We start from the raw sequence: 22,022 nt of genomic DNA on the forward strand, positions 1-22,022 counted from the left end.
TGACTATTCAAAGCCGCCGTTTTCTTTTTGAAAAAAGAAAGAATATTCATTTGGAAAAAAGACACAATAGGCTTGTATACATCAAGAGTTCAATAAAGATCATACGAAGGCTGCCGCGGACTAATGGAACGGGGGCCTTCTCCGTTAACAGTGTGCAAACTATCCCGGCGAAGGAAGTGTAAAACGATGAATGTAGAACTGGTTATGCAGGAGCTTGAGGCGCTCGGCAAGGAACGACTGAAGAAAATGTACTTGTCCAATGGTGCAAGGGAGCCGCTTTTTGGCGTGGCGACAGGGGAAATGAAGCCCATTTTCAAGAAGACCAAGCTCAATCAAGCTTTGGCGGAGCAGCTGTATGCTACGGGGAATTATGATGCCATGTACTATGCCGGAATCATAGCTGAGCCAAACTCCATGACGGAGGCGGATTTTGACCGCTGGATGGACGCGGCCTATTTTTATATGCTGTCCGATTTTGTAGTGGCCGTCACTTTGGCGGAAGCGGATATTGCGCAGGATGTTGCCGATAAGTGGATTGCCAGCGGCGAGGATTTGCGGATGTCTGCTGGCTGGAGCTGTTATTGCTGGCTGCTGGGCAGTCGTCCGGACAGCGAATTTGCTGAAAGCAAGCTTACCAAAATGCTGGAGCAAGTTAAAAATACGATTCACGACGCTCCCGAGCGAACGAAATATTCGATGAATAATTTTATATACACTGTGGCGACTTCCTATTTGCCCCTCCATGACAGGGCGCTTGCAGCCGCGAAGGCAGTAGGACCGATAGAAGTCAAGAATGACAAGGGAAAAAGCAAGCTTCTGAACGGAGTTGAAAATATTCAAAAGATGGTAGAGAAAGGGAAGGTCGGGTTCAAACGAAAGCATGTAAGATGTTAAAAAATTACAATTTTCAGAAGCAGGAGTAACCCCTGACGGGACAAATGACGCAAATTACTCGGTATAGAATATATTTTCAGGGTTGGACAAACCCGCTAAAAAATATTAATAATACTAGCATACAAGAATGTGTTTACATGAATTAAATTCTGGGATACAATAATCTATGAAAACGCAATCAATTACATATATTAGGAGGGGCAAACATAGTCGCTTCGACTTAGTTTATTCACTGAATTAACCAAGCGAATGAAAGGGTGATGTCTATGTGTATGCCGAGGCGAGCAAAGAAGCCCGTAAAAATATTAGAATAGCAGACCGAATAAAGGGATATTATTACCTGTTTACGACATAGACCGAAACTTAGTATTATGAGCACACAGCTACTCTGATGGCACGATCCCAGAAATCCACTGTATGTGGGGAGCAGTTTTTGAAAACGCATACAGGAAAAGAAGGGCCTGCTTAATCCTTTAAGTAGAGCGTTGCCAAACAAAAGTGATTGGAGCCGTCCACCGTTAAACGTAACTTTATCCAAAGTCTAGCGAAGAGCCGCGAATTGGAGGTTGTAGTTTATGAAAGCGATGAATAGTAGTGCTGCTCTCGATAAACAAGAAAGCATCGGAAAGCCGCTGGCCAGAAGAAGAGGATTATTTTACCATATAAAGCACGATATTCTTCTTTATCTTATGTTGATCGTCCCCGTGGTATATATAGCGACATTCAAATATGCTCCCATGTACGGTATACAGATTGCTTTTAAAGATTACAACATTTTTCAGGGCGCCAGTTTGAGCCCGTGGAACAATTTTGCAACATTCAAGGAGATTTTTTCATCACCCCAATTTTTTCAGGTGGTTAGAAACACGCTGGTGCTTAACGGTTTGGATTTGATTGTAGGGTTTCCAGCGCCGATCATTTTGGCTATTTTAATCAATGAGCTGGTATGGACTAAATTTAAAAAGGTAAGTCAAACCATACTATATTTACCGCATTTCCTTTCCTGGGTTATTATCGGCGGTATTGTTACTCAGCTGCTTTCTCCCACAGGTATGCTGAACTCCTTAATTACCCATATGGGAGGGGATACGTTACCGTTTCTCACGAACAAATATGCCTGGGTTGCCACGTATTCTTTAGTTGGTGTATGGCAGAACGCAGGATGGGGTACCATTTTGTATCTTGCTGCGATGACGGGCATCGACAAGCAGTTGTATGAAGCTGCTGAAGCAGACGGCGCAGGCAGGTTCGCGAAGATTTGGCATGTGACGCTGCCAGGTATCCGTTCAACGATTGTACTCCTCCTGATCCTGCAGCTTGGTAATATTATGGCCATTAACTTCGACCGCCCATTCAACATTCAAAACAACCTTGTCATGGACTTTGGTGACGTAATCAGTACCTATGTTTATCGTGTAGGCATTCAATCGGCGAACTTTTCAGTTGGTGCGGCCGTCGGCCTGTTCCAGTCTGTTATTTGTTTAATATTCCTGGTAACTTCCAATTTTATAAGCCGCAAATTAGGCGAGAATGGAATATGGTGAGGAGGAACGGACTATGTCACAAAATGTAAAAAAGAGGCTTGTTGACTATACGGCCGCATTTATTGTTTTAATTGCAGTTTTTATATGCCTGGTTCCTTTTCTCTATATTCTTTCGCAATCACTTAGCTCGAACAGAGCGATTATATCCCAGGCCGTTACCATCTACCCTATAGACTTTAATATAGAAGCCTATAAAGTTGTATTCGGGGATGCCGGTATGCTGTATTCCTTGTTCTATACGGTGATCCTGACGGCGGTATTTGTGCTTCTTGCCTTGGTAGTGACAATATTGGCGGCGTATCCGCTGACGAAAAAAAGACTCAAGGGCAGAAGTACTTTATTGCTATTGATGCTGTTTACCATGTATTTTAGCGGCGGTTTGATTCCAGATTATCTGAATGTAAAGAATCTGAATCTGTTGAACACGCCATTGGCACTGATTCTTCCAGGGGTGATGAGCGTTTACTATATGATCATATTGAAATCGTTCTTCCAGAGCCTGCCCGAAAGCCTGGAGGAAGCGGCATACCTGGACGGATGCAACGAGCTGCAGATTCTGCTTAAAATTGTGCTGCCACTATCCAAGCCGGCGCTTGCCACAGTCAGTTTATTATATGCCGTATTCAGATGGAATTATTTTCAGGATGCTCTTTTCTACATCACAGACCAGGATTTGTATACAATTCAGCTTAAGCTGTACAACGTTATCAATATTTCGCAGCAAATGTCCGGCGAGAATGTCAATGTAAATCTGCCTTCAGAAGCATTGAAAGCGGCAAGTATTATGTTTGGTACGGTTCCAATTCTTCTTGTGTATCCATGGCTTCAGAGGTACTTTGTATCCGGAATTATGATTGGTGCCGTTAAAGGCTGATATAGGTACGTGAAATGGATGATGGAATCAATTTCGCGAATTTATATAAATAAAATTACCAATATCAAAATTACAAAAGGAGTGGTCTCTTTGAAAGCAAAAGTACAAAGATCTATCTCTATTTCTTTGGTAGCGCTAACATTCACATCTCTATTAGCTGCCTGCCAGAGTAATTCGTCAACCACCGGCACAGACAATGGTACCGCAGCAGGTACGACAAAAGAACATCGGACCTTAACTGTCGAGGTTTTCGACAGAGGCAAACCCGGACAACCGGATTTGAATAATAACTTTTGGACAAAATATGTTAACGATAATTTCGGCAAGCAGTTTAATGCGACCGTAAACTTTGTTTCCGTTCCTAGAGCCCAGGAAGTAGACAAGCTGAACGTATTGATGGCAGCCGGACAGGCTCCTGACATTTCCTACACTTATAACCAGGGTGTTGTTTATAATTATGTACAGCAGGGCGGTTTGGCAGAGCTGGATTCCGTTCTCAAGCAGTATGGACCTACTCTTACGAAGTATCTTGGCGATGATGTATTGAAGTATGGCAAATTTAATGGCAAACAGTATTCAATACCGGGTAAGAGGACGGTTCTTGCAGGTTCAAATACGTTTATCCGCAAAGACTGGCTCGATAAACTGGGGCTTCCTGTTCCTACGACACCTGAACAGTTCTACGACACCATGGTTGCATTCAAAGAGAAGAATCCCGGAAATGTAAGTGGTGTCATCCCTTACGGCTATGCCTTGCAGCCAGCGAATCCCGGATTGAGCTATATACCGGAAGCCTTTAAACCGTCCAACCTTACTGAAGAACAGTTTGCTACCCTGCAGCCGCAAGCGATCTGGCAGGCAAACTGGAGTATGCCAGGGTTTGATAAAGCGGTTCAATATATGAACAAGATGTATAACGCAGGCTTGATTAGCCCGAACTTCGCAACGGATAAGGATGGCAAACTGTTAGATGCAGATATTTCCAATGGCAAAGTCGGAGCCTTCCAGACGAACTGGGATGGTCCGTACAGAACAGCTCCCGGCACCCTTGCCAACCTTGTGAAGAACGTTCCTGGTTCTCAGCTTATTCCTATTGATCCATGGCAGAATGATGCAGGCAAACATCCTAAGAATGTATACAGCCCGAACGGTATGTATATCATTATCCCTAAATCGAGTAAGAACGTTGACCTTGCCGTACAGTACCTCAACTGGATGGCTGACCCTAAAGTAACCCTCTTCCTTCAGAACGGTCAGGAAGGTGTGGACTACAACATGGTCAATGGGGTTCCGAAACAGACAGGAACGACAAATTCTGGCGATAAAATGATGACCGTTGCTAACAACCTGGACTATGATATCCTTTCCAACGGTATCGAGCTTGGTGATCAAGAGAAGAATACTGCAGCCATTTCAGCAGGATATCCTGGCTATGAAAAAGATGCAGAGAATGCTTTAAAAGTAGGGATGGTCGACGCTTATACTAACTATTTCTATTCTTTACCGAATGCGGCTGATGCCAAAAACAACGCGGCGCTTAAGAATCTTTCAGCTCAAATGCTAGCAAAACTCATCGTTGCCAAGCCGGCCGAAGTGGATGGCCTGTACAAATCATTGGTTCAACAGTACATGTCTCAGGGTGGCCAAGCCGTTCAAGATGAATATGTAAAAAATTACAAGACGCAGAATGGTAAATAATAAAGGTTCTTTACTAAAACTAGCAAGGAATCATGACTAAGACACACTAGTATGCTGCGACCGTTTTCCGGTATTCCGCCGGGGAACGGTCGCTTATTTTTTTGAAAGCGTTCGTGGTTAATTGAACGGTCTAGGAAGTGGTTCCCGCGGCAATGGCTGCTGTGCTCATTGAAGTAACAGGCAGGGATGAGCCATTTTCGCAAATTATTATTTATTGCCGTTACATGCAGCTTCTGTTAAAATGATCCTGACTTATTAAATCTTTTTAAAAAGTGACGCCGCTTTTTAAAAATGAAAGGCAGTGATCGATCTTGACGCATCCATACAATTCGCCAAAAGAACTAAGGGAGCCGTTAATTTATCGCATCCGTGCAGGACTCATCATGATGGGAAGCGCCACGAAAGCGGAGCTCAGCCAACGATTGGGGATAAGCTTTCCGACGATCAGCAAGTTTATAGCCCAGATGGAGAAAGAGGGGGAAATCCGCTTTACAGGAAATGATGATTCCAGTGGAGGAAGAAGAGCGAAGCGGTATACGTATGATCCGGAATACATGTTGGGATTAGCTGTGTTTCTTGAGAAGAACGAGACGAATTATTCGATATTTAATTGTATCGGGGAAGTGAAAGAACAGGGGACCCAACCGAGCGTACTACAACAAAATACACAACTGCTGGAGCAGCTTATCGAAACCCTGATCGAGAAATATCCAAGTCTCCGTTCCATCGCTGTTGGAGTGCCTGGCGCCGTTAACAATGGGACAATAATCTTCATCCCGCCGTATGAGCAATTTCTTAACTATGATTTGAAAGGGGAGCTTGAAGCACGATTTCAAATACCGGTTGTGGTCGAAAATGACATGAACGCATCGGTGCTTGGCTATGCATCGAACTTCGAAATTGAGAGCGAGTCACTAGTTTATCTGTATTTTGGTCAGAATGGGCCGGGGTCAGGGATTATGGTCAACGGCGATGTCGTGCGGGGCAGCACGTTTTTCTCCGGAGAGATTTCCTTTGTGCCTCAGTACGATAATCGGTCTTTCAGTCAAGCGCTTCATGCGGAAACACATCATCACCGGATTCAATTAGCTGAGGACAGCCAGATTGATGCAGTCGCCCGGTTGATCGCTTCATTCGCCGCTATTCTCAACCCCAGGGCAGTCGTTTTTTGCGACGATGAGGTAGACGAAGCGCTCTTGGCCAGGATCGCAGATCAAAGCTCGGCATATATACCGCGGGAACACATACCGATGCTTATAAAGAGCAATTGGAGACATGATTACTTGACGGGCCTGCAGCATTTAGCACTTCAACTGATGATTACAGAGGGCTGATCATAACAAGGCTTCTGTACTCTAACCTTCCTATTCTCTATTAAAGGGGTTGCACCATGGCTACTGTATTTCTGGTCATTATTTATATTTCATTTATTAGCCTAGGTATTCCGGATTCTCTGCTTGGCTCGGCCTGGCCTGTGATGCGTTCCGACATGCAGGCTTCGTTCGGCTTTGCGGGGGTTTTGTCCATGATTGTGGCTGGGGGGACCATCGTTTCCAGTCTCATTAGTGGTAATTTGGTGCAGCGAGCCGGTACGGGAAAAATTACGCTAATCAGCTGCTGCCTCACTGCAGGAGCGCTGCTCGGGTTTTCTATGGTTCCTTCTATGATTTGGCTTGTGCTCTTGGCCATTCCTCTTGGCCATTCCTCTTGGTCTAGGCGGCGGTGCTATTGATGCGGCATTAAATCATTATGTAGCTGAAAATTATAAGGCTCATCACATGAACTGGCTGCACTGTTTTTGGGGTGTGGGGGCAACCATGGGACCCATTATTATGTCTTATTTTATTGCGGAGCATAACTCCTGGAGGGAAGGATATACAGCAGTATCTCTGGTACAGTTTTCATTGGCGATTATATTGCTTGTTACGCTCCCCCTGTGGAAACGCGTCGCTGCGACTAAAGGGACTGAATGTCCAACCAGTACGATTTCACAAGACCGATTTGAAGTTGAAGCTGAGCGGATGCAGCCTGCAGGAAGCTTCAAGTCTAATGTGCTCCGGATAAGGGGAGTGAAATATACGCTTATCGCTTTTTTGTTTTATTGTGGAGTTGAGTCTACGATAGGATTATGGGGAGCCAGCTATATGGTAGGTGCAAGAAATTTAACAGCAGAAACGGCTGCCGGCTGGGTTTCTTTATATTATGGCGGCATAACTCTGGGAAGGTTTATTACCGGTTTCATTACTCTTAAAGTTCACAATCGTGTATTAATCCGGTGTGGTCAGCTCATTGCTATTGCGGGAGGAGCGATGCTGCTGATCCCTCATCCGTTGTTACTGCTTGCCGGACTTATTCTTATTGGGCTTGGGCTTGCTCCTATCTACCCTGGCCTTCTGCACGAGACGCCTTCGCGCTTTGGACGGATGAATGCCGCCAAGCTGATGGGATATCAGATGGCAGTCGCTTACACAGGATCTACATTTCTTCCGCCGCTCTTTGGATTGCTTGCGACACAAACGAGCATATCTTTATTTCCTTTTGTTGTGGTCGCTTTCGCTCTATCAATGGCGGTAAGTGTGGAACGGGTAAACCGTATTTTAAGAAAGCAAACGGAATCTATGGGTGTGAAAACCCCGGAATCATTCAAGAGAAGTTAGCTGAAATGATGAAAGTAGACCGTACTACCGCCGCTCGCGCAATTACAAAACTTGAAATGAATGCTTTTATTGAAAAGCATGATGACGAACATAACAAAAAAATAAAAAAACTGTTTCCAACCGAAAAAGGGAAATAAGAGAACCTATTAATCTGGTCTAAAGGAGAAACATTTTAAAATGGATGTAACAATAAAAAAATGCACCCCTGAAGATATGCGAATACTTCAAAATATAAGTATTGAAACTTTCAATGATACATTTAAAGACCAGAATTCCCCTGAAAATATCAAAGCTTATTTGGCAAAGGCATTTAACCTTATACAGTTGGAAAAGGAAATGGACAATATCTCTTCGCAATTCTTTTTCATCTATGACAATGAAGAACTTGCTGGATATTTAAAGCTGAATATGGATGATGCCCAATCCGAAAAAATGGGTGATGCGTCACTCGAAATTGAAAGGATTTATATTCGATATAAATTTCAAGGAAAAGGGCTTGGAACCTATCTGCTAAACAAAGCGGCGGAAACAGCCATTGAAAACAGCAAAAAGATGATCTGGCTAGGCGTCTGGGAAAAGAATGAGAAGGCAATTGCCTTTTATACAAAAATGGGTTTTGTTCAAATGGGAGCCCACTCTTTTTATATGGGGGATGAGGAACAAGTTGATTTTGTCATGACTAAAACGCTGGCGGGATCTTCCAGCAATTGATACGAAGAACAGTAACGGATTGGTACAATAATAGTTAATAAAATTGGATCTTATAACAGTCAATACTCTTATCTATTATTAATTTATGATTATAAATATAATGAATGAGAGGAGAATATTATATGTACATACCTTCGCATTTTGAAATTACGGATATGTCCATTGCCTACAAGATTATGAGAGAGTATAGTTTTGCTACATTGTTCTCTCAGCATGACGGGGCACCCTACGCTACCCATTTACCTTTAATTCTCGATAAAAATCATGTGTACCTGTATGGGCATTTTGCTCGTCCGAATCCTCAATGGAAAGACATTAGCAATCAAACCGTGTTAGCCGTATTTCATGGCCCGCATTGTTATATCTCTCCATCTTGGTATGAGACGAATAAAGCTGTCCCAACATGGAACTATGTGACCGTTCATGTCTACGGGGAAATCGAATTTATAGATGACGACAATGAAATAATGCTTTCCTTAAATGATATGGTATCGAAGTATGAGAACCCTAATAGTTCTTACAGGCTGCAGGATATAGATCCCGACTTTCTAAGCGGTTTGAATAAAGGAATTCGCGGCTTTAAAATGAAAATGAACAGAATAGAAGGGAAAGCCAAGCTAAGCCAAAATCATTCCATGCAACGACAGGAATTGGTTATTCAACAGCTCGAAAAGATCCAAAATACAGATGAGCAAAAAATCTCCTCGCTTATGAAACAAAATCTTTAGATCTTCAAGCTAACGGATCCTCTGTCCTGTCAGCAGCTTTCGAAAATTCAAACAATGATCGAACATCGATTATTCATTATTCTTAAAGGAGCCATTCCTGTAATGAAGTAATTTGAGCTTTGAACGAAAAAAGCGCCTCTTGTATACTGGGAATCGTTGTTCTCGACCAAAAGAACAAAACCCACATACGAAAAGAGGCACCTACTATGAAGCATAAGCTAAAACAGAAACAGAATCAACGGATTACACGAATTACCGATTCGACGCTGGTTGTCGGTGCGGACATTGCCAAGAAGATTCATGTAGCGCGTGCAGTAGATTTTCGTGGAATTGAACTGGGCAAGGATTGCGTGTTCCACAACGATCAGGGAGGGTTGACAAAACTGGCGACGTGGATGAAGGAGCTCGGACAAACACATGGCAAGACTGATATTGTGTTTGGAATTGAGCCAACCGGACACTATTGGTTCCCGCTCGCAGCATTTCTGCAGGAACAAGGCATTCAGGTCGTTGTCGTCAATCCGCATCATGTCAGCAAGACGAAAGAACTTGAGGACAACTCGCAGACGAAAAGCGACTATAAAGATGCCAAAGTCATTGCGGATCTCATTCGGAACGGGAAGTACTCGGAGCCGAAATTGCCTACAAAAGAATACGCAGATTTACGAATCCTGATGAACCTGCGGGAGAAGGTGTCGGCCAGCTTGACGCAAGTGAAAGGTCGCATCGGCAACTGGTTTGACAGGTTTTTTCCGGAGTACATCGGTGTCTTTAAGGATTGGGACGGCAAAGCTTCGCTCATGACGATGAGGGCATTTCCGTTGCCGGCAGACATCGTCGCCAAGGGGGCCAGAGACGTCCTGGCTCACTGGAAGACGGACGTGAAGCGTGGCGTGGGGATCAAGCGTGCAGAAAAGCTATACGCTGTCGCTGTTGCGTCTATCGGACTGGTAGAAGGCGCCGTCGCGGCTCGAATGGAACTTCATACGCTGCTCGGGCAGTTCGACCTGTTTAACGATCAACTGGAATCCATTATGGGGCAAGTCATGCGGATCCTGGAGAACATTCCTGGAGTAATACAAATGCTGACCGTACCGGGAGTTGGAGCGATTACCGTGGCTGGATTTCTAGCTGAGGTTGGGGATCTAAACAACTACGATCACGGTCAACAAATTATTCGACTCGCCGGGCTAAACCTCAAAGAGAACAGCTCGGGTAAACGCAAGGGCAAGACGGGAATTAGCAAGCGAGGACGATCACGCCTGCGAGCGCTCTTGTACCGCGCGGTGATGCCAATGGTGGCTAAGAATGAGGCTTTTAAGTCGCTTCACAAGCACTATACAACGCGAAGCCAAAATCCACTCAAGAAAAAGCAGTCCCTCATCGCCTTGTGTGGCAAACTCATTCGAGTTCTGCACACGCTGGGGACAAAGCAAAGAGAGTACAACGCAATTGACGTTATGGGTCCCGTTAGGAGCTACCAGATACAGCAAGAGGCTGCTTAGAGCAAGAAAGCAAATACCTGGAATCTCGCATTATTCACAAGTGAACAACTATGACAACGGAAGCACCGGAGAAGCCGACGAACAATATTCCATAAGGGCAACGACCCCGTAAAGGAGCAAGAATCGGCATCCACCCCTTGAGAGGTAGAACGAAGGAATGTGAGGGCATAGACCCAGCGTGACATGGGAGGGTAAACCTCGAGGGTGAATGTGGATATCCAACTGTGCGATCATACCGAATAATCCACAGTTTTGGAATCTGATATCCTAAGCTCTATTCCCGCCTACGCTCTGACTTCAATCAGTTGCACAGGCCGCATTCTCCACTATTATCGCTCAAGCTGTCAAAGTTGAAATATTGAGAATTCGTGAGAAACCAGGAGAAAACATTACTTTATAGTAGGAGCGTGAAATTATGAAAATGAAGAAAGTTAGTTTGCAAAAGAGAAAGGAATATGTTGAGGCATTATATAAAATAATTACGGAGCAGCAGAGAGTCATTGAACTAATAGAGTCCTATGTACCTCAATCGCTAGAAGCAAGGATAATTCATGAGTATGCGATTGAAGGAAGTGTCACTGTTGTTGCCAACAAATTAAATGAGGAAGGAATAAGGTTAGAAGGTCGCAAATATATAAGTAATGATATCACTTCAATTTTACTACAGAAGCCTAAGGACGATCTTTATCAAATTACACAAGAAGCCTTTAAGCATAATAAGGCTGGAGTGAGGTATTAATTAATTCAATAAATAGGGTCTCGGGGAGACAGTACAGGGAAATGATGTGCTGTCTTTTTTGTGTTCCCACAAGCGTACTTCTCGGCATAAGATTGGATAGCAGAATTGGGCAATTTTTCGGCAGAAATGATCAAGTTTTATGTTTCTATGTAGGAGATAATGGCTTCACAAGCCATCCCATTGAGGGAGCCGGCAGCAGGATGAGAGGAGATTGGTGTGAATGGCAATGCCGGAGACAGTTTTAGTTACGGGAGGAAGCGGATATGTAGCAGGATGGTGCATTATCGAGCTTTTGCGGCAAGGTTATAGAGTGCGCACTACCATTCGCAGCCATTCCAAGGAGAACGCGATCCGCAAAGCAATTGCCGCGGAAACAGACCCGGGCGATCGATTGAGCTTCTTTCTTGCGGATCTGACCGCGGATGCCGGATGGGAGGAGGCAGCTGCCGGTTGTACGTATGTGCTTCACGTCGCTTCTCCGTTAGGCAGCGATAATCCAAACGATGAGCAGGCGCTGATCGCGCCTGCCCGCGAGGGGACGCTCCGCGTTCTGCGCGCCGCAACGAAAGCGGGAGTAAAACGCGTGGTTATGACGTCATCGTGCGCAGCCGCGACACCGTCCCGCTACAAAGAGGAAGGGATTATTGACGAATCGTTGTGGAGCGATCCCCATGATAAGAACCTGAACGCTTACCGGAAGTCGAAGGTGCTCTCCGAGATGGATGCCTGGCAATTTATGAAGGACTGCAGCGGACCGACCGTATTGACGACCATAATGCCCGGCTCCGTATTCGGCCCGGTACTATCGTCGGACAGCCCGGGCTCGGTGCAGGTGATTGGCCGTCTGCTGCAGGGGCGAATGCCAGGGACCCCGCGGATAGGCTTTGAAGTCGTGGATGTGCGCGATTTGGCGAATATCCACATCCGTGCGATGACATCGGAGGAAGCGGCCGGACAGCGATTCATTGCGGTGAGCGAATTTGCGTGGATGAATGAGATTTCAGCGATGCTGCGATTGTCGCTTGGGCAGGAGGCCGCGAAAGTGCCGCAGCGGACGGTACCCGATTTCGTGCTTCGGCTGATGTCTCTGTTGGATCCCAAGCTTCGCGCAATTACGCCCATGCTGGGACGGCGGTATCGGTATACGTCGATGAAGGCGCAGCAGCTGCTTGGCTGGCGGCCGCGTCCTGCCGGGCAGACGGTTGTGGACTGCGCCAGAAGTCTCATTGCCCACAAAGTCCTTGATTCTTTCTAAGGCTGAGATTGCCGCGGCATTGGAAGAGGATTTATTGTAAAGTTTATAGAATTTTAAATTAAGCAGAAAGAATGACGAAGTGTCGATTATAGTAATCACGTTGTATGAAATCCACCGCGAAGGGTTGAAGACATGGATAATCTGATTCGAGATATTAGTTGGGTGGAAAGAAATGAATTAATAGACTCCATATCCAAAAATGAAGACTTACTGACTATCGAGCCATTAAACTCGGGGCTTGAGGCGGAAGTGCATAGGATTCAGTCGGCCGGCTCCAGTGTTGTGCTGAAGATATGGAATCGAACCTCAAAGCCGAATGTTGAACTTCAATATAAGCTGCTAAAGGAGCTTTATTCTCAAGGCATACCTGTCTCCCGTCCATTGGGATGGGGGCTGGATAAAGATATGAACTCAGTATTGCTCACCAGTTTTGACGGATTTCCAGTTATGAAGGTAAACAAGCCTACAATAACTATGCTTTCTAAGATATTGTCGGACATACATATGCTTTCTATAGAAGACATGGATTCTTCTTTGCTGCGAAAGCATGATTTCATCCGTTATTTTTACCCTTCGATTGAGCAGCATGATGATATCAAGAGCTTGCTAAAAGAACTTATTCCGCGTAGTGGTATGAAACAAGATCAAATAATACATGGCGATTTTAATTTAGGGAACGTTCTTTTGACAGAAGGGAAATACACAATCATTGATTGGACGAATGCTCAGCTCGGCGACCCGAGGTACGATATTGCTTGGTCCGTAAGTTTAATGAAGATTTATGTCAGTGAGAGATTAGGTTCCCTGTATCTTCAATCATTTTTATCGGAGAGACAGTATACTTTTGAAGAAATGGAATTGTATGAGGCGATAGCCAGTCTACGATGGGTATTGTTAAACAGAGTTGCAGATTTGCCAAAAGGAAAAGATACTATTAGCAGAGTGAGAAACATATTGAAGAACAATCAATATATAAATGAAAGCTTTCTTCAAGTAATTTGAAGAAGGTGGTGTAAGAGGGCAAACAAATAATCACATAGATCCGCGTGCAGCGCGGTTCTTTTTATTTCGGCTATGTAAATCCGGATGTTGATCTTTACGATCAGACAACCGCCTCGTTGAAGAGGCGGCTTATTGAGTAATCGTCCCGTTAGTTGAGTTCAAGCAGCACCAAGCCCCGCCGAGTTAAAGCAGCTTGCTGCCGGCCGCGCCGCGATGCGGTTAGTTTCAACGTCACTTATTTAGTTGTTCAGCCAAACCGATCAGGAGTCCTTCCGTTCCGCGAATGTAGCAGAGCCGATACGAGTTCTGGTACTGAACCACCTCACCAACGAGCTGAGCACCATGCTTAAGAAGTCTGGATACCATTTCGTCAATGTCTTCAACGGCGAACATGACGCGTAGATAACCGAGGGCATTTACAGGAGCAGTGCGGTGATCTGATATAGTAGGTGGGGTGAGAAATCGCGAAAGTTCAAGTCGGCTGTGGCCATCTGGGGTAACCATCATAGCAATCTCTACACACTGTGAACCCAGCCCGGTTACGCGACCAGCCCATTCACCTTCGACAGTAGCTCGCCCTTCGAGCTTCAAGCCAATCTCCTCGAAGAAAGCGATTGCGTTATCAAGGGATTCTACAACGATGCCAACATTGTCCATTCTTAGTAATTTGTTGTTTGCCATAGTTTGATCTCCTTATGTTTACAAATTTAGTGCCTGATCATTTTCATATCTATTATATCAATAACTACTAATTACTTCCAAATGATACATCCTTCGGTAAATCATCTCTGGCAATCATTTTGCTTCAATTATAGAACATTAGTTCGTATATATCAAATATCAACAATAAAATTTACCATATCTTTATTTTAAGACTATAAGCTTCTGTCTCTTTCGCAATGCAAGAACTTATATTCTTTGTGAATTCAAGGCGGGAGCGTGTCGTTATCCAAAAATTTTATCCGTTTTTGTAGAGTTGTTGGCTGCGGGATTGGCGAGTATTTATTATACTGGGCTTAGAGCCAACGTCTGTTACTGCGGGAAGAGGAACCATCCATGATGAAACATAAGCATGTGCTCCAATACATCACTCAGCATTTCAAAGTAAAGCTTATTTTGGCGCTGTCGGTCATTATTACCGTCTGCTCGCTCGTTACCGGCTATATGTCGTACAAAATGAATTTGAACCTGTTTGAAAGCGAGATCAGCAAGCAGTATCTGAAGACAAGCGAGCAAACGATCGAGCAGATCGGCTTTAAAATTCAGGACATTTACCGCATTACGGACTTCGTGATTTTCAACCCGTACGTGGAGAAGATTGTGCAAAATATGCATGCCGAACCGGCACCGGGAGAAAGCGTCGAGTATCGCAATTTCATGCTGGAGCGGAACCTGGCGAACGTCCTGCAGCCGATCAAAAATGAAACGACGCACATCCGTGCCGTCTATATTGTCGATTTGCAAGGCTACAACACTTATTTCAGCCAGGAGAACCCTTCAATTCATCTTCAGTTCCCGGATTTTTACGAGCAGGTCAAAAAGGGAATGAGCAATGCGTCGGCTGAAATCGTCTGGCAGCGGATGAACATTCCCGATTTCTACGAGCCGTCCGGGGAAAAAAGCAGCCTTGTAGCTGCGCGCTGGCTGAAGTCAACCGAGCAGCAGACGGTGTACGGAATGCTGATCCTTATTATCGACGAACAATACTTCGGCAGTTCGTTAGACCCGCTCATGGCGGGGCAAACGGCCGGAGCGTATATTTACGACAAATACAATCGGCTTTTGTACAGCCGGGAGCCTGACGGCAGCCCCGGTTTTGAGCCCGCCCCGGACAAAGGGCTGGGCAGCTTCATCGAGCACCGCGACGGCAACGACTATTTGTTCGTGAAAAGTGAGTATGAGCCCCGTTCGTTCACGCTCGTCAGCGGCATTTCGCTCGGCGATATTAAGGCGAAGGGGCGCACTGTCTATCACCTGGCTCTCGCATTCGGCCTTGTCAGCATTGTGCTGATGGCGGTCAGTGTGTCGTTCTTCAGCGGTAAAATGCTGCAGCCTCTGCAAGTGCTCGTAAGGGCGATGCAGCGGGTGCGCGAGGGGAATCTGCGGACTACCATTCCACGTACGTCGAACGACGAGTTTGCTTTTCTCACCGACAGCTTTAACAAAATGGTGGCTGACATTCAGTCGCTCATTCAGGAAGTGTACGTCAGCAAGTTGAGCGAGCAGGAAGCCGAGCTTAAGGCGCTGCAGGCGCAGCTGAATCCACATTTTCTGCACAATGCGCTCAATTCGATCTATTGGAAAATCATGCTGCTGTACGACGACGAAGAAACGGCGGCGCTCGTCACCAGCTTGTCGGATTTGCTTCGCTACTCACTTGCTCCCGTATCCACGTTAAGTACGCTGCGGGACGAGCTTGCGCAAATCCGTAACTATATCAGGATTCAAGAAGCACGGCATGGCGATGAGCTGCACGTCAATATTGAAGCCCCGGAAGAGCTTTTAAGCTGCCGTATGCAGCGGCTGCTGCTGCAGCCGCTTGTCGAAAATGTCTTCGTGCATGCGTTCTTGGATCAGACGGCGAGCAAGCGGCTGGCGATTCGGGTCAGCCGCCGGGAGGCCGGCATGCTGGTTGAAATCGAGGATAACGGGCACGGCATTTCGCCTGAAATGATTCATCACTTGCTTGATGACCGGACCTTATACAACGAGCGCGGAGAGCGGGAACGGCTGGGTGTGCGCAACGTGCTTCGTCGCATTTATTTGGTACACGGCGCGTCATACGGGCTTGAGATTCGGCGTTTGCCGCAAGGGACACTTGTTCGGGTCACGCTGCCGTGTGAAACGGATCGCATGGAGGAAAGGGGAACGGCAAATGATGCGCATTCTATTAGTTGAAGACGAGCCTTTATTCCGTAAAGGCCTCGCCAAAATGATCGCCGGTGCCGAAGCGAGCTGGGACGTTTGCGGCGAGGCGGAGAACGGTCTCGTGGCGGAGCGGCTTATCGTCGAGCTGCAGCCCGATCTCGTCGTCACCGATATCCGGATGCCGGTCATGGACGGGCTGGAGCTGCTGCGGAGCACGAAGGCCGTCTTCCCGGACATCGAGTTTATCGTCATTACCGGGTTTCAAGATTTCCATTATGCGCAGGCGGCGCTTCGCAGCGGTGCGCTTGATTTGCTCGTCAAGCCGTGCAGCAAGCAGGATATGCATGAAGCGCTTGCTAAGGCGGATGCGTTTGTGCAAAAGAAACAGACTGCCGCACGTAAGGAGGCGAGCGAGCGGCAACTCCTTCAGGAAAATGCGTTACGCGCCGTTTTCCTGCGCTTCCCGTATCGCCCGGAGGCGGCCGTCGAGCTGGAACAGGAGCTGCGCTGCAGCAAGCTGATCGTGTTGCACGTCGCCGATTTTCTCCCTGCAGACCGGGGCTATACGAAGCGCGATGTGCCGCTGCTGCAATTCGCCGTCCTGAACATTATAGACGAGCTTCTCGACGCGCATGGGCTTTGGGGCAGCCTACTGTTGATCGAGGCAGGACGCTTCGCCCTGCTGCTGCCTGCTGATGCTGGCGCCGAGGAACAGCGGCTTCTCGACGCGGCTTGCAGCACGGTGCGGCAGCTGCTTGGCCTGACGGTCGCTGCGTATGCAGCCGGACGCGTCCACCGTCTCAGCGGGCTTGCCGATCTGTATGAGGCCGCCATGGAGGAGAGCGCTCAGAGCCGCGTCTCTGGGGAACGGGACAGCGAGTCGGAAGCCGTGCTCCCGGTCAATCGCGTCCGGCAGCGGCTCATCGGCGCTCAGGCGGCGGCTTTAATTATGGCCGGACAGGCAGAAGCGCTGCAGCAGTATTTGGATGGCCTGACGAAAGAAATGAGTGCCATAGACGCCGAAACCTTGCCGATCGAGGCTCTGTCGCTCAGCTTTGCGCTGCAGGATGTGGCCCGCAAGCAGCTGGAGCGGGAGTCCGATGCCCGCGGCCTGACGGAGCGCATCAGCAAGCTGAACGAATGCCGCAGCAGAGACGAAATCAGTGTATGGATTAAGGCGGAGACGGAGCGGTTTATGGGTCATTATGAAGAATGGCAGAACCGATACAGCGCGAGCGCGGTGACGCGGGCGGTCCGCTACATCGAAGAGCGCTATGCCGAGCAGCTTTCATTACAGCAGGTCGCTTCGCACGTCCACTTGAACGCTGCCTATTTCAGTCACCTGTTCAAAAAGGAAACCGGCCGCAGCTTCGTCAATTTCCTGATCGATCTGCGTATGAACAAAGCGAAGCTGCTGCTGTCCAATACGAATCTGAACGTCACGGAAGTGTCGGGTATGGTTGGGTACGATTTGCCGAATTATTTCGCTAAGCTGTTCAAAATAAACACCGGTTTATCGCCTAAGGAGTACCGCAAGCAGACTACGATATAAGGGGGAGCGGGAAATGCTTCACGAGCTGAAGCGTGCGGCCGTGCCGCTGCTGGCGGCTGGCGTGATGATCGTCGCCCTGGCCAGCTGTACGGCAAGCCCGAGCTATTACGGGGCCGTAGACGCGCCTAAAACCTCGACACGGGACAAAATCACGGTGACCATCTACGACCGCGGCAACATTCCATCCAGCGAAGGCACGATCGAGAACAACAAAATAACGAAATGGATTAACGATGCGGGGCTGGTAAAAGCGAGATTCGTGGCCGTGCCGCGGTCGCAGTCGGAGCAGAAGCTGAACGCACTGTTCGCTTCCGGGGAAGCGCCGGATCTCATACTGGAGTATGCGCCGCAAATTAAAGATACGCTGATTGACCGCAAACTGCTGCGCCCGATTGATGACATGATCGAGAAGTACAGTACGACGTATAAACAACTGTTGACCCAATACCCGGTGCTGCGCAAGGCGGGAACGGCAGCGGACGGCAAGCTGTACCAGTTCGGGCGTATTAACGAGACGATTCCGACACGGGGTCTCTTCATACGTGCCGATTGGCTGAAGAAGCTGCATCTGTCCGTACCGACGACGACCGAAGAGCTGTACATGGTGGCGAAAGCGTTCACCGAGCAGGACCCCGACGGCAATGGCAGGAACGATACGTACGGCATCGCCCTGTCGTATAATTCCGGCTACGTGTTAAGCGAAATGTTCGGCGTCACATACCCGGACTTCGTTGTCCGGGACGGCGAGCTGGTGCACGGCTGGGACAATATCGAGGCGTTGACGGCGTTCAAGCGGAAGCTGTACAGCGAAGGGCTGGTGGATCGGGAATTTTTAAGCGACAAGAACGGGGCGCGGGCCAAGCAAGATTTTCTCAATGATCGAATCGGCATTTACATGGACCAGTTTAACGTGCCGATTACGTTCTATACCGACACCTACGCCCCTCTGAAGCGTAACGTGCCGAATGCCGAGCTTATGGTCATCCCGTACCCGGCGACGCCGGTGGGGCGGTTCAACTCCGTCTTCGTCAATCCGATTCAAATGACGGCGGTCGTCAACGCCGAAACGAAGCATCCGGAAGCGGTGATGAAATACGTCGATTTTGCCGCCTCCGAGAAGTTTATGAAGACGATGTACTATGGCTTCGAAGGTGTTCACAGCAAGACTGAGCCGGGCAAATGTCCGGTCGTGACGGATTTGGACAAATGGAGGACGGAATTCAATTACGCCACCGGCGATTTTGCGATGCTAGCCTCTCCGATTCTGGCCGGCAACTGTTACTACGCCACCGAGAAGCTGAGCCCGCGCGATCCGATGCAGCGGGAAATTAAGAGCATGTTCGAGCTGAACTCGGAGTATGTCGATCTCAGCCTGCCGATCGCCGGACCGACGAACTCCGAGCAAATGCCGCAGCTGCCGAAGGAGCTGCAGGCGATTTTGACCGGCACGAAGAATCAGGTCGATGTCGACTCCGGCGACATCTGGATCAAGGCGATCGTTACGCCGGACTATACGCCCGAACAGGCGAAGCGGGACGCGATAGCGGCGTGGGAGCAGGCAGGGGGCAGGCAGGTCGACGACTGGTACCGGAATTTTTACGCGCACGACAAAGACAGCATTATCTTGACGAAAGACATCTACAGCATCTTCAAGGAACAGCGCGCCGCACAGGGCAAATAAATAACGGACCCTTAGCAGCAGCTCGGAAGCATTCGCTCCCGGGCTGCTGTTCTTTCATATGCCTGCATAGCTAACTAAAGATTTTATCCGGATACCCATAATTCCTAGATGTTGGAGGGACGCGCACATATTACACTAGTCAAGACACAACAAAAGTGGAGGTGAGAACGATGGTTCGCTATTTCAACAAGAAGAAATATTTGTATTTGCTGCTGCTTCCTTGCGTCGTTTACTTCCTCGTATTCAATTACGTGCCGATGTACGGCGTGCTGATGGCGTTCAAGGATTTTAATTTTGCAAAGGGGATTATCCATAGCCCGTGGGTCGGATTAGACAATTTCAAGTATATGTTCGGCCTTAACGATTTTTACAAAGTATTCTGGAATTCCTTTTATTTGGGCGTCCTGCGGATCGTGTTCGGCTTTCCGCTGCCGATTATTTTGGCTTTGCTGCTGAACGAGATGCGCAATTTGGCCTACCAGCGCGTGACGCAGACCGTTATTTACCTGCCGCATTTCATCTCATGGGTCGTAATCGGCGGTATTCTCGTCAACTTCCTGTCGCCGGCTTGGGGGCTCGTCAACATTTTTCTGAAGCAGCTGGGTATCGATCCCGTGTTTTTTCTTGCCGATCCGCATTATTTCCGCCCGGTCGTCGTGCTGAGCAGCATCTGGAAGGAATCCGGCTGGGGCAGCATTATTTATTTGGCGGCGATCGCCGGCATCAACTCGGAGCAGTACGAAGCGGCCAGCATCGACGGTGCGAACCGGCTGCAAAAATTGTGGTATGTGACGCTGCCGGGCATCAAGTCGACGATTGTCATTTTGCTTATTTTACGGCTGGGACAGGTGATGAACAACGGCTTCGAGCAAATCTTCGTGCTGCAGAACCCGATGAACCTGGACGTGTCGGAAGTATTCGAGACGTATGCGTACCGGGTCGGCATTCTCGGCGGACGGTTCTCCTTCGGTACGACCGTCGGACTGTTCACGTCCGTGATCGGACTCCTGTTCCTGCTGGCCGGTAATCATATCGCCAAGCTGTTGAAGGAGGACGGTATATGGTAAATTGCACCTCATGTCGAAGAGGAGGGTGGTTTGGGTGAAAATTCGGTCGTTCAGCGATAAAACATTTGACGTGATTAACTATTTGTTCGTTACCTTATTCGCTCTAGCTTGCTTGTTTCCGTTCATTTACGTGGCCTCGTTCTCCGTCACGCCTTATTCCGAATATTTGCAAAATCCGATGAAGCTCATCCCGAGTCATATCGAGTTTGGCGCGTACAAACAAATTTTGCACATGCCGCTCATGTGGACCGGATATAAGAACACGATCTTGATCACGGTTATCGGCGTGGCTCTCAACATTGTTTTGATGCTGATCTCCGCCTATCCGCTATCCAAAAAGGACCTGAAAGGCCGGAACGTCGTGCTTATACTCATCACGTTCACGATGTTTTTCAACGGCGGGCTCATACCGAACTTTTATCTGGTGAAGACGCTTCATCTGTACAACACGCTGTGGAGCTTGATCTTGCCCGGAGCGCTCAGCGCTTACAACCTTATTTTGATGAAAAATTTCGTCGCCGCCATTCCACCGAGCCTGGAAGAATCGGCGTTCATCGACGGCGCCAACGAACTGAAGGTGCTCGCGCGGATCATCGTGCCGTTGTCGATGCCCGCGATCGCCACATTCGTTATTTTTCACGCGGTGACGCAGTGGAACACGTTTTTCCCGGCAGTCATGTATACGTCCAAGCGGGATCTGTGGCCGCTTATGCTTATTTTACGCGATTTGGTCGTGGACGACGGCGGACTTGCCAAGGATGCGATGGACGCCAGCAGCGCCGGCGTAACGGTGTTTACGATCAAGATGGCGATCATCATTTTCGCATCGCTGCCGATTTTGCTCGTGTACCCGTTCCTGCAGCGGTTTTTCATGCAAGGTCTGCTTGTCGGGTCGATCAAAGGATAGGACAGCAAGACGTGTCAATGTATTCGATTCGATTATAGCTGCATTCAGCTGCAGTTGTAATATAACTTATCACGAAGGAGTTATGCCAAATGAAGAAGGGGATTCAACGAGCAACAGGCGCCGTCGTCAGCGCAGCGCTGCTGGCGGCCATCACCGCAGGCTGCAGCTCGAGCGAGGGAACGTCCGGCAGCAGTAACGGAGGCACAGCGTCCGGCGGGCCGGTCAGCATCAGCATGTTCAACCGGGTCAACGCGCAGATCGTCATCGACAATAACCCGGTCATCGCCGAGGCGGGCAAGCTGGCTAACGTCAAGCTATCGGTGGAAGCGCCGCCGATCAA

At 48.0% G+C, this 22,022-nt stretch carries 20 protein-coding genes and 1 pseudogene; 19 read left to right on the top strand and 2 right to left on the bottom strand.

What is annotated here, in order from left to right; genetic code table 11:
• Positions 1–186: 186 nt before the first annotated feature.
• The 14 genes and pseudogenes from ACHHV8_RS13820 (at position 187) to ACHHV8_RS13885 (ending at position 13,607) form a co-directional block, all read left to right on the top strand.
• Positions 187–894, top strand: coding sequence for a DNA alkylation repair protein (locus ACHHV8_RS13820; RefSeq protein WP_395158788.1), 708 nt, complete (start codon positions 187–189; stop codon positions 892–894).
• Positions 895–1,469: 575 nt separating this feature from the next.
• Positions 1,470–2,438: an ABC transporter permease gene (locus ACHHV8_RS13825; protein WP_395158790.1), complete on the top strand. Its 969-nt coding sequence runs from the start codon at positions 1,470–1,472 to the stop codon at positions 2,436–2,438.
• Positions 2,439–2,451: 13 nt separating this feature from the next.
• Complete coding sequence (locus ACHHV8_RS13830; protein ID WP_395158792.1) at positions 2,452–3,312, top strand: carbohydrate ABC transporter permease; 861 nt, start codon at positions 2,452–2,454, stop codon at positions 3,310–3,312.
• A gap of 18 nt (positions 3,313–3,330) precedes the next feature.
• Positions 3,331–5,010 (top strand): extracellular solute-binding protein, encoded by a 1,680-nt coding sequence (locus ACHHV8_RS13835; protein WP_395163501.1) that lies wholly within the window; start codon positions 3,331–3,333, stop codon positions 5,008–5,010.
• Positions 5,011–5,321: 311 nt separating this feature from the next.
• Positions 5,322–6,344 carry an ROK family transcriptional regulator gene (locus ACHHV8_RS13840; RefSeq protein WP_395158794.1) on the top strand — a complete coding sequence of 341 codons (1,023 nt, stop codon included), beginning with the start codon at positions 5,322–5,324 and terminating at the stop codon, positions 6,342–6,344.
• A 56-nt stretch (positions 6,345–6,400) separates the two neighbouring features.
• The gene (locus tag ACHHV8_RS13845) at positions 6,401–6,742 is read left to right on the top strand and encodes an MFS transporter (protein ID WP_395158796.1); all 342 of its coding nucleotides are present in this window, start codon (positions 6,401–6,403) and stop codon (positions 6,740–6,742) included.
• Complete coding sequence (locus ACHHV8_RS13850) at positions 6,684–7,667, top strand: MFS transporter (RefSeq protein ID WP_395158798.1); 984 nt, start codon at positions 6,684–6,686, stop codon at positions 7,665–7,667. Before ACHHV8_RS13845 ends, ACHHV8_RS13850 begins: the two co-directional genes overlap by 59 nt.
• Positions 7,634–7,801: pseudogene (locus tag ACHHV8_RS13855) on the top strand (MarR family transcriptional regulator); the annotation flags it as partial. The gene ACHHV8_RS13850 and the pseudogene ACHHV8_RS13855, both read left to right, overlap by 34 nt.
• A gap of 43 nt (positions 7,802–7,844) precedes the next feature.
• Positions 7,845–8,378 (top strand): spermidine/spermine N(1)-acetyltransferase, encoded by a 534-nt coding sequence (paiA, locus tag ACHHV8_RS13860; RefSeq protein ID WP_395158800.1) that lies wholly within the window; start codon positions 7,845–7,847, stop codon positions 8,376–8,378.
• A gap of 122 nt (positions 8,379–8,500) precedes the next feature.
• Positions 8,501–9,106 (top strand): FMN-binding negative transcriptional regulator, encoded by a 606-nt coding sequence (locus ACHHV8_RS13865; protein ID WP_395158802.1) that lies wholly within the window; start codon positions 8,501–8,503, stop codon positions 9,104–9,106.
• 206 nt (positions 9,107–9,312) lie between these two features.
• Positions 9,313–10,611, top strand: coding sequence for an IS110 family RNA-guided transposase (locus ACHHV8_RS13870; protein ID WP_395158340.1), 1,299 nt, complete (start codon positions 9,313–9,315; stop codon positions 10,609–10,611).
• Positions 10,612–11,026: 415 nt separating this feature from the next.
• Positions 11,027–11,350: a hypothetical protein gene (locus tag ACHHV8_RS13875; protein ID WP_395158805.1), complete on the top strand. Its 324-nt coding sequence runs from the start codon at positions 11,027–11,029 to the stop codon at positions 11,348–11,350.
• 220 nt (positions 11,351–11,570) lie between these two features.
• Positions 11,571–12,605 (top strand): SDR family oxidoreductase, encoded by a 1,035-nt coding sequence (locus ACHHV8_RS13880; protein WP_395158807.1) that lies wholly within the window; start codon positions 11,571–11,573, stop codon positions 12,603–12,605.
• A gap of 132 nt (positions 12,606–12,737) precedes the next feature.
• Entirely contained in the window at positions 12,738–13,607 is an 870-nt protein-coding gene (locus tag ACHHV8_RS13885) for an aminoglycoside phosphotransferase family protein (protein WP_395158809.1), read from the top strand.
• Between the two features lie 231 nt (positions 13,608–13,838).
• Here the strand turns inward: ACHHV8_RS13885 and ACHHV8_RS13890 are convergent, their stop codons facing one another.
• Complete coding sequence (locus ACHHV8_RS13890; RefSeq protein ID WP_395158811.1) at positions 13,839–14,288, bottom strand: VOC family protein; 450 nt, start codon at positions 14,286–14,288, stop codon at positions 13,839–13,841.
• 375 nt (positions 14,289–14,663) lie between these two features.
• Between ACHHV8_RS13890 and ACHHV8_RS13895 the strand changes: the two genes are divergently transcribed.
• The 5 genes from ACHHV8_RS13895 (at position 14,664) to ACHHV8_RS13915 (ending at position 21,682) form a co-directional block, all read left to right on the top strand.
• The gene (locus tag ACHHV8_RS13895) at positions 14,664–16,505 is read left to right on the top strand and encodes a sensor histidine kinase (RefSeq protein WP_395158813.1); all 1,842 of its coding nucleotides are present in this window, start codon (positions 14,664–14,666) and stop codon (positions 16,503–16,505) included.
• The gene (locus ACHHV8_RS13900; RefSeq protein WP_395158815.1) at positions 16,483–18,027 is read left to right on the top strand and encodes a response regulator transcription factor; all 1,545 of its coding nucleotides are present in this window, start codon (positions 16,483–16,485) and stop codon (positions 18,025–18,027) included. Before ACHHV8_RS13895 ends, ACHHV8_RS13900 begins: the two co-directional genes overlap by 23 nt.
• A 13-nt stretch (positions 18,028–18,040) precedes the next feature.
• Positions 18,041–19,708: an extracellular solute-binding protein gene (locus ACHHV8_RS13905; RefSeq protein ID WP_395158817.1), complete on the top strand. Its 1,668-nt coding sequence runs from the start codon at positions 18,041–18,043 to the stop codon at positions 19,706–19,708.
• Between the two features lie 170 nt (positions 19,709–19,878).
• Positions 19,879–20,775 carry an ABC transporter permease gene (locus tag ACHHV8_RS13910; protein ID WP_395158819.1) on the top strand — a complete coding sequence of 299 codons (897 nt, stop codon included), beginning with the start codon at positions 19,879–19,881 and terminating at the stop codon, positions 20,773–20,775.
• Between the two features lie 34 nt (positions 20,776–20,809).
• Positions 20,810–21,682 carry a carbohydrate ABC transporter permease gene (locus ACHHV8_RS13915; protein ID WP_395158821.1) on the top strand — a complete coding sequence of 291 codons (873 nt, stop codon included), beginning with the start codon at positions 20,810–20,812 and terminating at the stop codon, positions 21,680–21,682.
• Positions 21,683–21,785: 103 nt separating this feature from the next.
• On the opposite strand, the gene ACHHV8_RS13920 is transcribed toward ACHHV8_RS13915, so the two are convergent.
• Positions 21,786–21,965 (bottom strand): hypothetical protein, encoded by a 180-nt coding sequence (locus tag ACHHV8_RS13920; RefSeq protein WP_395158823.1) that lies wholly within the window; start codon positions 21,963–21,965, stop codon positions 21,786–21,788.
• Positions 21,966–22,022 lie beyond the last annotated feature (57 nt).

It is taken from the genome of Paenibacillus sp. TAB_01 (assembly GCF_043945595.1).
In the GTDB taxonomy this organism is placed as follows: Bacteria; Bacillota; Bacilli; order Paenibacillales; family NBRC-103111; genus Paenibacillus_S.

Bases quoted from the DNA above. Each gene is read 5' to 3' on its own strand.
- ACHHV8_RS13820 (WP_395158788.1), top strand. From the start codon at position 187: ATGAATGTAGAACTGGTTATGCAGGAGCTTGAGGCGCTCGGCAAGGAA.
- ACHHV8_RS13825 (WP_395158790.1), top strand. From the start codon at position 1,470: ATGAAAGCGATGAATAGTAGTGCTGCTCTCGATAAACAAGAAAGCATC.
- ACHHV8_RS13830 (WP_395158792.1), top strand. From the start codon at position 2,452: ATGTCACAAAATGTAAAAAAGAGGCTTGTTGACTATACGGCCGCATTT.
- ACHHV8_RS13835 (WP_395163501.1), top strand. From the start codon at position 3,331: ATGATGGAATCAATTTCGCGAATTTATATAAATAAAATTACCAATATC.
- ACHHV8_RS13845 (WP_395158796.1), top strand. From the start codon at position 6,401: ATGGCTACTGTATTTCTGGTCATTATTTATATTTCATTTATTAGCCTA.
- paiA (WP_395158800.1), top strand. From the start codon at position 7,845: ATGGATGTAACAATAAAAAAATGCACCCCTGAAGATATGCGAATACTT.
- ACHHV8_RS13865 (WP_395158802.1), top strand. From the start codon at position 8,501: ATGTACATACCTTCGCATTTTGAAATTACGGATATGTCCATTGCCTAC.
- ACHHV8_RS13870 (WP_395158340.1), top strand. From the start codon at position 9,313: ATGAAGCATAAGCTAAAACAGAAACAGAATCAACGGATTACACGAATT.
- ACHHV8_RS13875 (WP_395158805.1), top strand. From the start codon at position 11,027: ATGAAAATGAAGAAAGTTAGTTTGCAAAAGAGAAAGGAATATGTTGAG.
- ACHHV8_RS13880 (WP_395158807.1), top strand. From the start codon at position 11,571: ATGGCAATGCCGGAGACAGTTTTAGTTACGGGAGGAAGCGGATATGTA.
- ACHHV8_RS13885 (WP_395158809.1), top strand. From the start codon at position 12,738: ATGGATAATCTGATTCGAGATATTAGTTGGGTGGAAAGAAATGAATTA.
- ACHHV8_RS13890 (WP_395158811.1), bottom strand. From the start codon at position 14,288: ATGGCAAACAACAAATTACTAAGAATGGACAATGTTGGCATCGTTGTA.
- ACHHV8_RS13895 (WP_395158813.1), top strand. From the start codon at position 14,664: ATGATGAAACATAAGCATGTGCTCCAATACATCACTCAGCATTTCAAA.
- ACHHV8_RS13900 (WP_395158815.1), top strand. From the start codon at position 16,483: ATGATGCGCATTCTATTAGTTGAAGACGAGCCTTTATTCCGTAAAGGC.
- ACHHV8_RS13905 (WP_395158817.1), top strand. From the start codon at position 18,041: ATGCTTCACGAGCTGAAGCGTGCGGCCGTGCCGCTGCTGGCGGCTGGC.
- ACHHV8_RS13910 (WP_395158819.1), top strand. From the start codon at position 19,879: ATGGTTCGCTATTTCAACAAGAAGAAATATTTGTATTTGCTGCTGCTT.
- ACHHV8_RS13920 (WP_395158823.1), bottom strand. From the start codon at position 21,965: ATGACCGGGTTATTGTCGATGACGATCTGCGCGTTGACCCGGTTGAAC.